The 14,949-nt window shown below is 69.3% G+C and carries 15 protein-coding genes; 7 read left to right on the top strand and 8 right to left on the bottom strand.

Going from position 1 to position 14,949, the window contains the following annotated elements:
• Positions 1–86: 86 nt before the first annotated feature.
• Entirely contained in the window at positions 87–1,067 is a 981-nt protein-coding gene (gene speB / locus ACT535_RS21170) for an agmatinase (RefSeq protein ID WP_168456492.1), read from the bottom strand.
• Between the two features lie 341 nt (positions 1,068–1,408).
• Between speB and ACT535_RS21165 the strand changes: the two genes are divergently transcribed.
• The gene (locus ACT535_RS21165) at positions 1,409–2,620 is read left to right on the top strand and encodes a GGDEF domain-containing protein (protein ID WP_476365903.1); all 1,212 of its coding nucleotides are present in this window, start codon (positions 1,409–1,411) and stop codon (positions 2,618–2,620) included.
• Positions 2,621–2,665: 45 nt separating this feature from the next.
• Here ACT535_RS21165 and ACT535_RS21160 read toward each other — a convergent pair whose 3' ends face one another.
• The 3 genes from ACT535_RS21160 to ACT535_RS21150 form a co-directional block, all read right to left on the bottom strand.
• Positions 2,666–4,480, bottom strand: coding sequence for a hypothetical protein (locus tag ACT535_RS21160; protein ID WP_476365902.1), 1,815 nt, complete (start codon positions 4,478–4,480; stop codon positions 2,666–2,668).
• Between the two features lie 10 nt (positions 4,481–4,490).
• Positions 4,491–5,030 (bottom strand): sigma factor-like helix-turn-helix DNA-binding protein, encoded by a 540-nt coding sequence (locus ACT535_RS21155; RefSeq protein WP_168456489.1) that lies wholly within the window; start codon positions 5,028–5,030, stop codon positions 4,491–4,493.
• A 163-nt stretch (positions 5,031–5,193) separates the two neighbouring features.
• Positions 5,194–5,589, bottom strand: a complete 396-nt coding sequence (locus ACT535_RS21150; RefSeq protein ID WP_168456488.1) for a flagellar export protein FliJ — start codon at positions 5,587–5,589, stop codon at positions 5,194–5,196.
• A gap of 491 nt (positions 5,590–6,080) precedes the next feature.
• On the opposite strand from ACT535_RS21150, the gene ctrA reads away from it, so the two are divergent.
• Entirely contained in the window at positions 6,081–6,782 is a 702-nt protein-coding gene (gene ctrA, locus ACT535_RS21145) for a response regulator transcription factor CtrA (RefSeq protein WP_168456487.1), read from the top strand.
• 88 nt (positions 6,783–6,870) lie between these two features.
• On the opposite strand, the gene copM is transcribed toward ctrA, so the two are convergent.
• Together copM and chpT are read right to left on the bottom strand one after the other, a co-directional pair.
• On the bottom strand, positions 6,871–7,203 hold the full coding sequence (copM, locus tag ACT535_RS21140) for a CopM family metallochaperone (RefSeq protein WP_476365968.1): 333 nt from the start codon (positions 7,201–7,203) through the stop codon (positions 6,871–6,873).
• Between the two features lie 662 nt (positions 7,204–7,865).
• Positions 7,866–8,519, bottom strand: a complete 654-nt coding sequence (gene chpT / locus ACT535_RS21135; RefSeq protein WP_476327341.1) for a histidine phosphotransferase ChpT — start codon at positions 8,517–8,519, stop codon at positions 7,866–7,868.
• Positions 8,520–8,714: 195 nt separating this feature from the next.
• Between chpT and cysQ the strand changes: the two genes are divergently transcribed.
• The 4 genes from cysQ to ACT535_RS21115 all read left to right on the top strand — a co-directional run bounded on the left by cysQ (position 8,715) and on the right by ACT535_RS21115 (position 12,273).
• Positions 8,715–9,557, top strand: a complete 843-nt coding sequence (gene cysQ / locus ACT535_RS21130; RefSeq protein ID WP_476365901.1) for a 3'(2'),5'-bisphosphate nucleotidase CysQ — start codon at positions 8,715–8,717, stop codon at positions 9,555–9,557.
• Between the two features lie 177 nt (positions 9,558–9,734).
• Positions 9,735–10,352, top strand: coding sequence for an EipA family protein (locus tag ACT535_RS21125; protein ID WP_210254250.1), 618 nt, complete (start codon positions 9,735–9,737; stop codon positions 10,350–10,352).
• Positions 10,353–10,493: 141 nt separating this feature from the next.
• Positions 10,494–11,816, top strand: coding sequence for a coiled-coil domain-containing protein (locus ACT535_RS21120; RefSeq protein ID WP_476365900.1), 1,323 nt, complete (start codon positions 10,494–10,496; stop codon positions 11,814–11,816).
• Between the two features lie 46 nt (positions 11,817–11,862).
• Positions 11,863–12,273 carry a DUF1801 domain-containing protein gene (locus ACT535_RS21115; RefSeq protein WP_476365899.1) on the top strand — a complete coding sequence of 137 codons (411 nt, stop codon included), beginning with the start codon at positions 11,863–11,865 and terminating at the stop codon, positions 12,271–12,273.
• 4 nt (positions 12,274–12,277) lie between these two features.
• Here ACT535_RS21115 and ACT535_RS21110 read toward each other — a convergent pair whose 3' ends face one another.
• Together ACT535_RS21110 and ACT535_RS21105 are read right to left on the bottom strand one after the other, a co-directional pair.
• A complete protein-coding gene (locus ACT535_RS21110; RefSeq protein ID WP_476365898.1) occupies positions 12,278–13,057 on the bottom strand; it encodes a DUF2865 domain-containing protein in 780 nt (259 codons plus the stop codon).
• 287 nt (positions 13,058–13,344) lie between these two features.
• Positions 13,345–13,506: a hypothetical protein gene (locus ACT535_RS21105; protein WP_168456481.1), complete on the bottom strand. Its 162-nt coding sequence runs from the start codon at positions 13,504–13,506 to the stop codon at positions 13,345–13,347.
• 273 nt (positions 13,507–13,779) lie between these two features.
• On the opposite strand from ACT535_RS21105, the gene ACT535_RS21100 reads away from it, so the two are divergent.
• Positions 13,780–14,709, top strand: coding sequence for a LysR family transcriptional regulator (locus ACT535_RS21100; RefSeq protein WP_168456480.1), 930 nt, complete (start codon positions 13,780–13,782; stop codon positions 14,707–14,709).
• Positions 14,710–14,949 lie beyond the last annotated feature (240 nt).

Below are 14,949 nucleotides of genomic sequence, written 5' to 3'. Positions count from 1 at the left end.
CCCCGGCCGCGGCTGACGCTCAGTGAGGCCTTTCCTTATCCGGTTCGCACCGCAAAAGGTACTGCCATCCTGCCTGCGCCTTTCGCCTAAAGCGCCGGCGAGCGCCCCCCCTCCTTGCGTTCCGCCAGCAGGCACAGATAGAGCGAGGCGAGCGTCGCGCCGGCGAGCGCCGTGATCTCCGCATGGTCGTAGGGCGGGGACACCTCCACCACGTCAAACCCCTTGAGGTCGAGCGCACCGAGGCGCCTGAGGCAGGCGATCACCTCGCGGGTGGAGAGGCCACCGCACACCGGCGTGCCGGTGCCGGGCGCAAAGGCGGGGTCGAGGGCGTCGATATCGAAGCTCAGATAGACCGGCGCATCCCCCACCCGCTCGCAGATGTGCCGCGCCAGCGCCGCGGGCCCCATCTCGCCCGCCACGTTGCCGTGGACGATCTCGATGCCGTAGCTGCGCGGCGCGTGGGTCCGGATGCCCACCTGGATCGAACGGTCGACCCGGATGAGCCCGTCCTTCACCGCCCGGGTAATCATGGTGCCGTGGTCTACCCGGTCCCCAGCGTCGTCCCAGGTGTCCTGATGGGCGTCGAACTGCACCAGCGCCACCGGCTGGCCGAGGCGTGCCGTGAGTGCCCGCAGGATGGGATAGGTGAGGAAATGGTCGCCGCCGAGGGTCACGAGGTGGCTGCCGCGGGCGTAATGGGCGGCCGCCTGCGCCGCGATGGCACCGGGGATACCGGCCGGCAGTCCGTAGTCGAACACGCAATCCCCGCCATCGGCGACGTCCAGCTTCTCGAACGGATCGAAGCCGAAAGGGTAGAAGGGATCGCCATCCAGGATGGAGGACGCGGCGCGGATCGCGCGCGGTCCGAACCGCGTGCCGGGCCGGTTCGACACCGCCACATCGAGGGGCACCCCCCAGACGACCACTTCGGCTCCGCCCCCGTCGCGGGCATAGCGCCGGCGCAGGAAGGAGGCGACGCCCGAGTAGTTCGGCTCGGTGGACTGGCCGTGGCGGAAAGCCGGGTCCAGGGCCCGGTCGACGGGGCGGGGAAGGGTCGGATCGGCCATTTTATCCTCGCAGGGATTTCTCGCGCGGCAGGGAGTTCACGAGGCGGTGGGACGTCACGGGCGGCGGGTCGTCTCCCCACGAACGAATCCAGCGCCGCCGGCCCGTCCGCGCCGGCGCATCATAGCGAAGGCTGCGCCGCCCGAAAGCACCGGCCAGCCCGGTTTCCGGCCCCCCGCCGGGTCGCCGGAGGATGGGAAAACGATGCGCACAATCGGAAACAAAATTACGCCGTACAATAGTAGGACGAACGACTTGTGCGCACGCGCACTACACGCTATTGGCGCATACAACCAGCTTTTCTCCTTTTGCGCGGACGAACGGTCCTGGAGCGGCCCGATACATGGATTTCCAGGTCCAGACTGTGTTGTCGGTCTCGGCCGTTGTGGGCCTGCTTCTGGCTGCCCTGCAACTCCTGGCGGGATGGCGGTTGCGGCAGTCCTGCCTGTTGGTGTGGTCGCTTGCCAACCTGTTCCTCACCACCGGCTGCGTGTTCCTCGCCGCGCGCACCAACATCGGTCTTCCGGTCAGCGCGCTGATCGGCAATGGCTGCATCCTCATCGGCATGGGGCTCATCTACAGCGGCATCCGCGTCTTTGACGAACGGCCGCGGGGGCTGGTCGCCGTGGCGGCGGTCGCGCTGTTCGGCACAGGCCTCCTCGGCTTGTCGCTGTGGAGCGGAAACAACATGGCCGACCGGGTCACCATCACCTCCATTCTGGTCGGGTGCTGGAGTGCGACAGCGGGACGCGCCCTGATGCAGACGTCCGGCGGCGGACCGATCATCTCGCGTGTCGCTTCGGCCATCGTCCTGATCGCGGTGGCCGGCGGCTACACGGTCCGGGGCGTCGGCGTGCAGTTCGGGCTGCTGCCGTTGCCGGGCAATGGCGGCCCGGCGGAGGTGCTGGTGGTCATCCTCGGCCTCGGCCTCGCCATCTGCTGGACCTTCGGCAGCCTGTACATGGTGCTCGAGAAGGTCGCTTCCCGCGACGATCTCACCGGCCTGCTCAATCGCCGCGCCGCCCTGCAGCGGGGCGAGGAACTGCTGCGCATCGCCCGCGCCCGGCGCCAGCCGTTCTCGCTGCTTCTGGCAGACCTCGACCACTTCAAGTCGGTCAACGACCGCTTCGGCCACGACGTGGGCGACCTCGCGCTGCAGCGGTTCGCCGCTCAGGTGCCGCAATGCATCCGGCCCAATGATGTCGCCGGGCGCTATGGCGGAGAGGAGTTCTGCATCCTGCTGCCGGGGGCCGGCGCGGAAGGTGCGCGTGCCACCTCTGAGCGGCTGCGCCTGCTGGTGGAAGAGCAGCTTCGCGAAGTGGCCGGCTACAACATCGGTGTCACGCTCACCGTCGGAGCGGCCACCTTCGTGCCGGGAAGCGGCGGGCCGGACACCATCGCCGACCTCATCGTCGCGGCCGACGGTGCGCTCTATTCCGGCAAGGCACTGGGCCGAAACCGCACGGCCATGGCTCCCCTACCGGTCGGGGGGGCACCCAGCATCCCCCAGGAGGCTCCCGGCCACGGGGCAGCGGCCGCCGACCTCTCCCGTTAGTGAAGGCTCAATGCGGCTCGCCAGCCGGCACGCGGCGCGGACGGTTCATTCCGGCACCAGCCGCCCGCGGTAGACGACGGCCGTGCCTGGCCCGGCCGAGGTGTCCGGCCGCTCCACCGGCTCGCGGGTGACAACCAGTTCGGTTCCGGCGAGGCCCTTGCGTCCGAGACGCGCGAGGTCCGGCAGTCGCTCCGACAGGCCGGCCGAGAAGGCACCAATGAAGCGCGCGCCCGAAGCCGGAGAAACCAGCCACAGGCGATAGGTCTCGCCGTCCGGCGGCGCCGGAGCGAAGGACCGCAGGTGCAGGGCGCCGCTGTCCGGATCGATCCGGACCGAGACGGCCGGCAGCGGCTCCGCCTGCATCACCGCGACCCAATAGCCCTCACCCGGCCAGACCCACTCGCGATAGGCCGCCACTCCGCCCAGCCCCAGGCAGAGCACCGCGAGGAGAAGCGAAACCCCGCGCCAGGGGCCGTGCCGCACGACGATGCGCGTGGGCGGGTTCGGCTCGTCAGGCAGCGCGGACACCTCACCGGAAGCGACTTCAGCCGCCCATCCCGGCAGCGGCGCCTCCTCGGCCTTCTCGCCCGCGGCCGGATCGGCGGACGGGGGCTCGCTTGCCGGCGCTTCCTGAGGCACAGCTTCAGGCGAGGACGCCTCGGCGGCATCTGCGGGCACGCCAGCCGGAGCGAGCGCCTCTGCCCCCTCTTCCAGTTTCTTCGGCTCAGGGGCCTCGATCACATCCGGCACCCTGGGCGCTGAGGCAGGTTCAGGCACAGCTTCGGCCACGGGCGACGGAGCAGACTCCAGCGCGGCCTGCTCCGTTTCAACCGGCGGCGGCGGGGAAACGGGAGCGACCGGCGCGGCCTCAGCCGTATCCGGGACATCACCCGACACCGCCAGGGCCGTCGGCTCCTGCACTACGGGCGGCGGCTCCGGAACGGTCGCGGCCGGTCCCTCCGGCGGCGCTGCTTCAGCCGGCTCAGCCGCTGGTGGGGGCGGCGGAAGGCTCCCCGCGACCGACGCCGTTGCGACAGGCGGCGCGCCATCCCCGGCCGGGGCAGGCGTCTCGGCGACGGGCTCCGGCTCCGGCGGTGGATCGGGCTCCAGGAACATGAAGGCCGGTGGGGGCGTGAGCGGCTCGGGCGCCGGACGGGGGCGCGGCGGAGGCGGCACCAGTTGCAGCGGCGCTGCCTGCTCCGGCAACCGCGAGGCAATGGGCGTGCTCTCCGGCCGGGGCAAGGCCGGATGCGCCACCTCGGACGTCACCGGAGACAGCGGTCCCATCAACCGCGCGTCCCGGATCGTCCCGACTGGCGCGCGGCCCGGGTCCATCGATTGGGACGGCCCCATCGGGCCCGCCTCGAGCGGCGGGAAAGACCGCCGGCGGGCGGGCCGTTCCGCGCCGCGCGCAGGCTCGGTGCGACCCGGCTCGGCGCTGCGGCCGAGGCCGAACAGCCGTCGCACCCGCGAAACGGCGCCCGCTCCCTCCCCTGTCCCCGACCGCAGCGGCCGGCCTTCCGGCAGAGCCGGACGGCGCGGCGGATCGGGCGATGGCGACATGCCGCGCGGCAGGGAGGCCCCGCGCAGCGCGGGCGGGGCGCTCCTCAGATCCGAGGCGATGGCACGCCAGATGTCCGGCGAGGGGATCACCGGCACCGCCAGCTCATGCAGCGGGGCAAGCCGACGCTCCCACAGGCGGACGAGGGCGGCGAACTGCGGCTCGGCGGCACACCGGGCGCGCACGCGGCGGCGGTCGTCATTGTCGAGGGTGCCGAGCACGTATTCTGCGGCGAGGATGCGGTCCGCATCCGGCGGGGCCACACGCTCGGGCAGGCGATCAGGCAAGGCGGGGCTCATGGGATGGCTCTCATGGCCGCCGCCCCAGGAACTCGCCCAACTGGTGGATGCTGCGGGCCATCCAGGCGCGGATGGCGGGCGCGGGCGCGTCGAAATAGACCGACAACGCCTCGTAGCTCCAGCCGTCATAGAAGGCGAGCAGCAGCATCCGCCGCCGCTCTTCCGGCAGCCGGCCGAGACAGGTGAGGAGGCGCGTCAAGGCCGGGCTGCGGTGGGGCGAGGCGATGGGATCGTTGCCGCGCTGGGCGGCGTCGAACGGCTCGAAGGCGTCGCCCACCGGCCGCTGCCAGGCCATGTCGAGGGCACACCCCCGCGCGATGGAGACCATCCAGCACACGGGGTCCTCGTTCTGCCGAAGGGTATGCGCCTCGGAGCGAACGCGCCGGTAGGCCTGCCGCACGGCTTCCGCGGCAAGCTCCGGGCGGCGCAGCAGGCGCAGCACGATGCCGTAGAGCTTCGGGCTGGTCAGCCGGTAAAGCTCTTCGAATGCGCGCAGATCGCCGGCGGCAACCGCGTCGACGAGGGCATGGACCTTGCGGTGGGGAGTCACGGAACACTCGTGCTCGGGGTTTGGCCGAGCAGAAGCTACCGGAGCGGCAGACCCGAATGGAAGCCTCAAGGTTGCAGGAACCGGCCGCGGATGGGAAAAATCGTGTTCCGCACCGCAGCAACGGCTACCTGCGTACCCCCTTGAAACTTAAGCTATACCGCGCTCAGAAGCGCACCGGCGCGTTGGGCCTGAGCGGCGGGCGGCGGGTCGTGTTGTCCACACGCGCGGAACGGTCCATCTCTCCGGCCGCCTCTACCAGCGCGAGGTCCGCCTCGGCCTCTGTCAGCGTGGCCTTGGCCTCGTCCTGCTGAACCTTGAGGTCATCCGCCGAGCGGCGCAGGTTGTCGCGGCGGGTGCGGGCGGCGAGCGCGAGCGGCGGATAAGCGAAGTGCCGCGGATCGGTGATGCCGGAGCGCGCCTCCTCGGCGGCGATGTCGCGGTCCAGATCCTGGGCCATGCGCTCGAACTCGGCGATCATCGTATCGATCTGCACGAGGCGCCGGCGCGCATCGTCGATCTGGAACCGCTTGGCACGGATCAGGGGGTCACGCGACTTCATCGGCGTCTACTCCGGTACAAATGACGCTGCCCTTCGGTGGTCGCGCACGCTGCCTGCCATCCTGCCTGCCATGTGCGCCGGGGCTTCCGGGCAATGAGAATGTCCTGTGCTGGTTGCCCTTTCCTTACCTCCGGCGTCGCCGTAGCGGGAAAATCGTACGAACCGCCCCGTCGGCAACCAATCGTTTACCGCCTTCGTTAATGATGACGCTACGGTTCGGGTGATGCGCCGCCGCGCGCTCATCCGGACGCCGGATCAAGGGGCTCGGGCGAGGGGTGGTCGGGCGGTTTGCGTGGGGCTGTGGAAAAACCTTAAGTGCCTGAAATGGAGTCAGTCTTGACTCCCATGCACAAAGATTTTTCCGCAGACTCTTGTGGGCAGGAATCGAGTTCTGTTAACGATTCTACACACGTAACGCGAATCACCCCGATGGCCGAGCAACGAAAGTCGGCGCCGCCGCCTTTCGGCTAGTTGCGAGGAAAGGGATAGCCATGCGCGTCTTGCTCATCGAGGACGACAGTGCTACGGCCCGAGGCATCGAATTGATGCTGAAGACCGAGAGCTTCAACGTCTATACGACCAACCTCGGTGAGGAAGGCGTGGACCTCGGCAAGGTCTACGAATACGATATCATCCTTCTTGACCTGAATTTGCCCGACATGTCCGGCTTTGAGGTCTTGCGCTCCCTTCGCGTCGCGAAGGTGAAGACGCCCATCCTCATCCTTTCCGGCCTCGCCAATACGGAAGACAAGGTAAAGGGCTTCGGCTTCGGCGCCGACGACTACCTGACCAAGCCCTTCCACAAGGACGAGATGGTGGCGCGCATCCACGCCATCGTGCGGCGCTCCAAGGGCCATGCCCAGTCGGTGATCCAGACCGGCGACCTCATCGTCAACCTGGACACCAAGACCGTCGAGGTGGAGGGCAACCGCGTCCACCTCACCGGCAAGGAATATCAGATGCTGGAGCTGCTCTCGCTCCGCAAGGGCACCACCCTCACCAAGGAGATGTTCCTGAACCATCTCTACGGCGGCATGGACGAGCCCGAACTGAAGATCATCGACGTGTTCATCTGCAAGCTGCGCAAGAAGCTGGCGAACGCGTCCGCCGGCAAGAACTATATCGAGACGGTCTGGGGCCGCGGCTATGTGCTGCGCGAGCCCATGCCCGGTGCCGAGCGCATCGCCGTCTGACCTGACTGCCCTTTCCCTTTTCTTCTCGTCACGAGGCCCCGCTCCGGCGGGGCCTCTTGCGTTTGGGGCCTATCGTTTCGGGCTTCGGCTACTTCTTCGCGGGCGCGCGAGCCTCGGCGCGGGCGAGCCAGGCCTTCATGAAGGCGATCTCCTCCTCCTGCGCCTTGATGATCCCCTCCGCGAGCTTTCGGATTTCGGGGTCCTTGCCGAAAGCGAGTTCCACCTTGGCCATGGCGACAGCCCCCTGGTGGTGGGGGATCATGCCGCGCACGAAGTCCACGTCGGCATCGCCGGAATAGGCGATGTCCATGTCCTTGTGCATCTGCGCCCCGGCGGCCTTGAACGCGGCCGTGGAGGGGGTGTCGGCTGCCGTCGTGGCCGGACCGCCCATGGCGTGGGGCATGGTCTGCATGTCGTGCATCATCGCACCGCCGGGCATGGTCGACTGGGCCGCCGCCGGGCTGATGGACAGAAAGCCGGCGACAACGACGGCAGCGAAGGTGAAGGGCACGGCCGCGCGAAGGCGTGCCGCGAAAGTGCGGGACCGCATGGGGTCTCTCCTCAATGATGGCATGTCCGTTCCGGCGCCCTCGGCCGGCGCCGTGGCCGTCAGGCCCAATGTCGGGGCGGCGGGAGCTGGACTTCCGGCCCCAGGGCGGGCCGCTCGGGCGAGGGCGCGGGGCCGAGACGCTGGCCGGCTCCGTCCGGCCGCGGGGCGAGGTCAAGCGCTGGCGCGACCCAGTGGCAGGACATCAGGCAGCCGTTGCCCAGGCAACAGGACGCGCCCGAGGGCACCGAGGCGCCGCCCGCATGGGAAAGGCGCGGCGTCACGACAGGCCGCGCTATTCGATGCAATGAGCCGGCCGGTTCGGGCAGAAAGGAAGCCGCCAGGGGCGCCGCCACGGGGGCGATAGCCTCACGAGAACTCGACGCTGGCGCGTCCTGCGCTGCTTCATGATGACAGCCGAGGCGGGCGAAGGCGGCGCCGCTCGTCGCAGCCGCCAGACCCAGCGCGCTGCAGAGCAGCGCGACAAAAAGGAGAAGCCGGGCGGCAAGGCTCATGGAGCCATATCCTCGGTCCGATCAGGCCGCGGTCAGGGTAACCGTATCTCCGTCCTGGGTGAAGGCGACGGAAAGGCCGCAGTCTTTGGCCAGGAGGCCGGCATAGAAGGGCTGCACCGAATGGGCGTCCAGCCCGCCCTCGGGAAGGGTGCCCTTGGCCAGCGCCTCGATGCCCTGCGGGATGCGGGCGCTCTGGCCGGTGGAGACGAGGGCAAACGTCACGTCGTCCCCCTCCCCCGCCCCGGTGACGCGGATGACGCCGCCGCGCGGCACGGTGGTGCCGGCCAGAAGCACGAGGTTGAGCAGCAGCTTCACCCGGTTCTTGGGCAGCAGCACGCGCGGCAGCGTCCATTCCAGCGCCGTGCGCTGGTCCTCGATCACGCCCCGCACCACCTGCTCGGCATCGCCCGTGTCGAGCCGCGCGCCGGCCGAGCCCGCCGCGCCGAAGGCGAGCCGGGTGAACTGAAGCCGGGCCGAGGCCTGCCGGGCGCTCTTGGCGATGAGGTCGAGGGCCACGTCGCGCATGTCGGCGGCGTTCTCGTCTTCAAGAACTTCGAGGCCGTTGACGATGGCGCCCACCGGGCTGATGACGTCGTGGCAGACCCGCGAGCACAGGAGCGCGCCGAGATCGAGCGCGGAGACGGCGAGCGGAATGCGGGGGGCGTCGGCGGACATGACGTTTCCCGGGGCGGCGACGGAAACGGCGCCGGGCACCGCATGCGTCTCGAACAGCGAATCCGTCTTGAGGGACGGCCGGACCTGATACACCGCCGCCGGGAAGGGCCACAAGCCGCGCGACCCTCCCGCCGCATCGACACACGGTCCGCACCCGTCTAGAGACGACCGAAATCCGCCCATCGAGACCCGACCATGACCCAGCGCCCTCCCCGCTCCCCCGCGCCCACCGATGCCGCAATCCTCGCGGGGCTGGCCGAGGCGGCGCTCGCGGCGGGCGTTGCGATCCGGCGCATCGAGGCGGAGGGCATCGATCCCAGCCACAAGGCGGACCTCAGCCCGGTGACGGCGGCCGACCATGCGGCGGAAGAGATCATCTGCGCGGCGCTGGCCCACCTGCTCCCCGGCGTCCCGGTGGTGGCCGAAGAGGCCATGGCGCTGGGGGCGCAGGTGAATTGCGGCAACCGTTTCGTACTGGTCGATCCCCTCGACGGCACCAAGGAGTTCATCTCCGGCAACGGAGAATACACGGTGAACATCGCATTGGTGGAGGACGGCACGCCGGTGCTCGGTGTCGTCTATGCGCCGGCGCGGGCGTTGCTGTTCGCCGGCCGGCCCGGCGCCGCCTTCCGCGCCATCCGCGCGCCGGGCGCGGCTGTGGATGCGCAGGACTGGACGCCCATCGCCTGCCGAAAGGTGCCCGATGGCCCCATCGTCGTGGCGGCCAGCCGCTCCCACGGCGATCCTGCCACGGACGCGCTGATCGGTCGCTACGAGGTGGCCGAGCGCATTCCCGCCGGCTCGGCGCTCAAGTTCGGCCTGCTCGCCGAGGGCAAGGTGGACCTTTATCCCCGCCTCGGGACCGTGATGGAATGGGACAGCGCGGCCGGCCATGCCCTCGTCGCCGCCGCTGGCGGCAGCGTGACCCGGCCGGACGGCAGCCCACTGACCTATGGTCATGCGGACGCCAGCTACAAGGTGCACGGGTTCATCGCCTGGGGGGCAGGCGGCCCGGCCCGCGTGCGCCCCGCGGATTAACGCGGCGATAACACGCGATCATCATGGTGATTGGGATGCAACGGCTCGGGACAAGCGACGGCACGCCTTTGCGCGGTCACACTGGTCGCCATAATTGGCTCGATTCGTCCCGCTGTTTGCGAATTTCAACGCCCGCCCGCTGAAGCCCTCCGGCCGACGCCCACCGCGAGAGACCCCATGCGCTTTGCTTCCGTGCGCTTCTCTTCAAGCCTCCTGAAGACCGCCCGCGCGCTCGCGCTCGCCGTGGGCCTCATCTCGGGCCTGCCCCTCGCCGCGGGGCTCGCGCCGGCCGCGGCACAGGGCCAGACGCCGCAGAACTATTCAACCAACGAACTGGTGAGCAAGGGCCACTCCTTCTTCGGCAGCGTCTCCCGCGGGCTGGCGCTGTCCATCGAGAAGGCGGTGAGCCAGTGGGGACAGCCCAACGGCTACATTCTCGGCCAGGAAGGCGCCGGCGCGTTCATCGGCGGCCTGCGCTACGGCGAGGGCGTGCTCTATACCCGCAACGCCGGCGACCTGAAGGTCTACTGGCAGGGCCCCTCGGTGGGCTGGGACTTCGGCGGCGACGGCGCGCGCACCATGATCCTCGTCTACAATCTCAAGAGCGTGGACGACATCTTCCGCCGCTTCGGCGGCATCTCCGGCTCGGCCTATCTGGTGGCGGGATTCGGCATGACGGCGCTCGGTGCCGACGGGATCGTGGTCGTTCCGATCCGCTCGGGCGTGGGCGTGCGCCTCGGTGCCAACCTCGGCTACCTCAAGTTCACGCCCAATCCCACCTGGAACCCCTTCTGACCGCATTGGGGCCTGACGGCGCTGGCACGCGCGCGCGGGCCATGGCATGAATGAAACGGGCGCCCGCCGCGAAGCGGGCGCTGGCTCAGGTGACGGCGGTGGTCTTGCCGGCGTGCCTCCAGGCGAAGGGCGAGTGCGCGCGTGATCGAGCAGATCATGTATTTCATGCTGGGCGTGCTGATCGCGACGCTCGTGGCTCTGCTCGTGCTGCCCGCTGTCTGGCACCGGGCTGTCCGGCTCACCACCAAGCGGGTGGAAGCGGCGGTTCCCATCTCCATCTTCGAGGTGCAGGCCGACAAGGATCAGCAGCGCGCCTTCTTCGCCCTCAACCAGCGGCGGCTGGAGCTGCAGTCGGACGCCATGCGCGACACGATTGTCGCCAACGCCGCCACCATCGAGACCCAGCGCCAGCACGCGTTCAATCTGGAAGGGGAGTTGAAGACCCTCCAGGCCCAGCACGCCTTGCTTCAGGCCACCAGCGCCGAGCGCGATGTGCTGCTGGGCGAAACCCAGGATCAGCTCGCCGACCGCACCGCCGCCGTCGCCCGCCTTGAAGAGGCGCTGGCCGATCGCACCGCCGCCCTGGCCGCGCTGGAAGCCGCGCACGGCACCCTCACCGGCGATGCCCGCGCCCAGGCCGAGGCGCTGATGGCGCGCGAAGAGGCGCTTTCCGCCGCCCGCGCACGCATCACCGCGCTGGAAGCGGACGTGGCCGGCCTGAGCGCGCGCCTTTCCGACACCACGCGCCGGCTCGAAGAGACCGCCGCGACCCTGGACGCCGAGCGCGCGGCCACCCTCGAGGCCCGCGCCATCGCCGCACAGGCCGCCACGGAGCTTTCGACCGACCTCACGGAGACGCAGGAAGCCCTTGCGCTCAAGGTGGCGGAGAGCGAGGCGCGGGCGCAGGCCATCGCCGCGCTCGAAGCCGAGCGCGACCGGCTGGCCCAGGCCCTCGCCATTGCCGAGGGCGACCTCGACGCCAACCGCGCCGTCGTCCACGCCTTCGAGCAACGCCGCGCCAGCGAATTCGTCGCGGCCGAAGCCGAGAACCGGCGGCTGGAGGATGCCCTGCGCATGCTCAAGGCTGACCATTCCCTGATGGAAGAGGCGGTGCAGCGCCGTCGCGACGACGGCAGCGCACCGGTTCCGTCAGCCGTGGTGGCTGTGTCCCCTCGGGCGGACGACGCCATCCTGCGCGAGAGCATGACCGATCTCGCCGCGCGCCTTGCGGCCCTCACCGCCCGGCTGGAAGGCGATGGCTCGCCCATCCGTCAGGCCGTGGCCGACGGGGCTGGTGGCGACCTTGCCGCCCGCATCCGCGCCCTGCTGGAGCAGGCCGACGCCAGCATTGGCGACGAAGGGCCGTTATCCGGTGACGGCGCCGCGACCGAGGCCGAAGTTCAGCCCGCCGCAGGGACTGTCCGCCGCAGCCGCAAGTCGTCACGCAGCCGGGCCGCGGTTTGAGCGGTCCGGTTTCGCGCGCCGACGTGCGAAAGTCCGGAGAGGACGCATGAGCGATCCAGATTCCCCCGCGGCCCGCATTGACGCGAAGATTGCGGGGCTGACCGACTGGCGCGGCGCCGTGCTGGCCCGCGTGCGCACCCTGATCCATGAGGCCGATCCCGAGGTGACCGAGGCGGTGAAGTGGGTGAAGCCCACCAACCCCTGCGGCGTGCCCACATGGGAACACGCCGGCATCCTCTGCACGGGCGAAATCTACAAGAGCTATGTGAAACTCACTTTCGCCCAGGGGGCGGCGCTCGATGACCCGAGCGGGCTCTTCAATGCCGGCCTGGGCGGCGGCACCCGCCGGGCCATCGACATTCACCAGGGTGAAGAGGTGGATGCCGACGCGTTCAAGGCGCTCGTGCAGGCGGCCGTCGCCCTCAACCTTGCCCGGCAGGCCTCGAAACGGCGGTAGCGTCCTATCGCGACGCCAGCGTCAGCTCGTCGAGGCGCGCCCGCATGGAGCGCGGCAGTTCGGGGAAGCGGGAGGGCTCGACGAAATCCGCCGTCCGGTAGGGCGGCCCCTTGGTCTTGCCGGTGAAGACGCGGGTGCCCTCGGCGGTCATCACCACATCGCCACGCCTGAGGGTGGGATCCTCCATCACGTCCACATGGGTCAGGCCACCCACCTTGCCGTTGCAGGTGCAGCCCTCCACGAGGCGCTGGCGGTAGACGTAGGCATTGGGCAATTCCGAATACGGCTTTCCCTCGCGCGTGACGGCGCCATCGATGCCGCGCGCGGGGTCCGAGGTGCTGACGACCGTCATCTTCGCCGCCGGGCAGAAGGCTGCGCACTGGGCGAGATCGCTCTTCTCCGCGCCCGCGCGGCCGGGAAGGGGAAAATAGCGCCCGTCGCAGGTGCGCACACAGAAGCCGTGGCCGCCGCCGCTGTAGCTGGGGGCACCGTCCAGCCCGCGCGGCGTGACGAGAATGCGCGGCTGTTCGCTGGCTCGGTAAGACGGGCGCCCGCCGAACAAGGCTGAGAAAAAGTCCGTGAGCGGCGATCCGCCGTGCGAGGGAAACAACCCGCGCGACTGCGCTTTGGCCTCGCTGCCAACGGGCGCGAGCGAAAGGGCGAGGCCCAGGGCGAAAGCGGCAATCAGAGCCAGGAGCCCCTCGCCGATGCCGCGTCCCGATAGCGGCTCGCCCCCGCCGGCCTTCTCGGCCTGCCGCGCACCCAGCCCCGATCGTTGTGCCATCTTCCACCCCGTTCCAAGCATCTCGGCGCGTGGTTGCGGCCACACGCCGTCGCTAGGCTGCTGCAGGTCAGACACCTGCTCAGGCCGACGACGCCTGCGGCGACCCAATCGTTCCACCGGACGTGCAACGCCAATCAGGACGGAGACGTGCGGGCCGAAGGCGGTCGCAGCGAATTCGGCGCGGTTCGCAGCGCCTGACGAGGCCCCGGGGCATGGGGCTCAGGACGAGCGATATCGGCACGAAGACGGCAGCGCAAGCCACAGCCAAGCTTGATGTCGTTAATATCTCAGGCGAAGGCGGATACGCCGTGAACAGGCGGCCGCGGCGTTTCGGCCGGGCGCTCGTGCGGCTGCGTGAGGACCGCAAGGGTGGGCGTCGCAACCAGCAGGGTAGCGAACAGCATCACGACCACGGAAATCAGAACGGACCCATTGGCTACGCGGGGCATCGCGGGACTCCCTCTCCCCGATTCCGGCTGATGGTCCGCCGCACCATCGCCATCCCTAATATAACCTTAATTCCTGGTGGACGGTTCCTGTGCTCAAGGTCACGTTCGCGAGAGTGGGGTTGCGCGAATCAATAAACACACCGCCCGCCTACCGCCACCGAAGGCAGTGAGGTTTCCCGTTTCCCGCCGTGGCAGTGGATGACCCTCGCCGGCGCTGCGGTGCGGCAACGAAGCCGCCTTGCGCGTCACCGCCCGCCGCACTGATATGGCGGCATGATAGACAAGCTCGAATACCTGATCGCCCTTGCGCGTGAACGCCACTTCGGCCGGGCGGCCGAGGCCTGCGGTGTCACCCAGCCGACCCTCTCCGCCGGGATCAAGCAGCTGGAGGACACGCTGGGGGTGCTGCTGGTACAGCGCGGCTCCCGCTTCATGGGCTTCACCCCCGAGGGCGAGCGCACGCTGGAATGGGCGCGGCGCATCGTGGCCGACAGCCGCGCCATGCGTCAGGACATCGACGCGCTGAAGCGCGGCCTCGCCGGCCCCCTCCGCATCGCAGCCATTCCCACGGCCCTGCCCATGGTGGCGGCGCTGACGACCCCGTTCCGCGCCCGCCATCCGGACGTGCGCTTCACGGTCATCTCGCGCACCTCCATCGAGATCCTGAACCACCTGGAAAATCTGGAGATCGACGCCGGGCTCACCTATCTCGACAACGAGCCGCTCGGCCGCGTGAACACGGTCCCGCTCTATCGCGAGCGCTACCGCCTCGTGACCGCCGCCGATGCCAAGTATGGCGACCGGGAGAGCGTGACCTGGGCGGAAGTGGCCGAGCTGCAGCTCGCCCTCCTCACCCCCGACATGCAGAACCGGCGTATCGTCGACAATCTCCTCGCCGCCGCCGGCGCCAGCCATAAGCCGACGCTCGAATCCAATTCCATGATCGTGCTGTTCACCCATGTGCGCACGGGACTGTGGTCGAGCGTGATGCCGGCCATGCTGGCGGATTCGCTGGGGCTGACCTCCACCGTGCGCTCCATTCCGATCCTGGAGCCGGACATCTCCCACTCCATCGGCCTCGTGGTGCCCCATCGCGAGCCGACGACGCCCATCACGGCGGCTCTCGTAGCGGAAGCACGGCGCATCGCGCCGAAGCTGGAGCAGGCGACTCTGACCGACCCGGCAATTGCTGCAATGCAATAATTCGGGGCGGCCCGTGCCGCTCCCAAAACCGTGTCCGCATAGAAAAACACGATCAATATACCAAGAACCATCCCAGACTGACCGGAATGACGCAGGCCAGCGCCTTGATTTCCGGTCTGCGCCCCTCTCAACCAGGCCCGGCTTGATAGAGATGTTCTATTGCAACATCCTACAGCTGCCTTGATTGAAGGGCCACGTGTGACACACTTTCCCCCAAGCAACACGAAGCGGCGGCAACGC

The organism is Xanthobacter sp. DMC12, assembly GCF_056314105.1.
The sequence above is the reverse complement of the archived record's forward strand: the minus strand, read 5'-3'. Positions and strand labels throughout refer to the sequence as shown.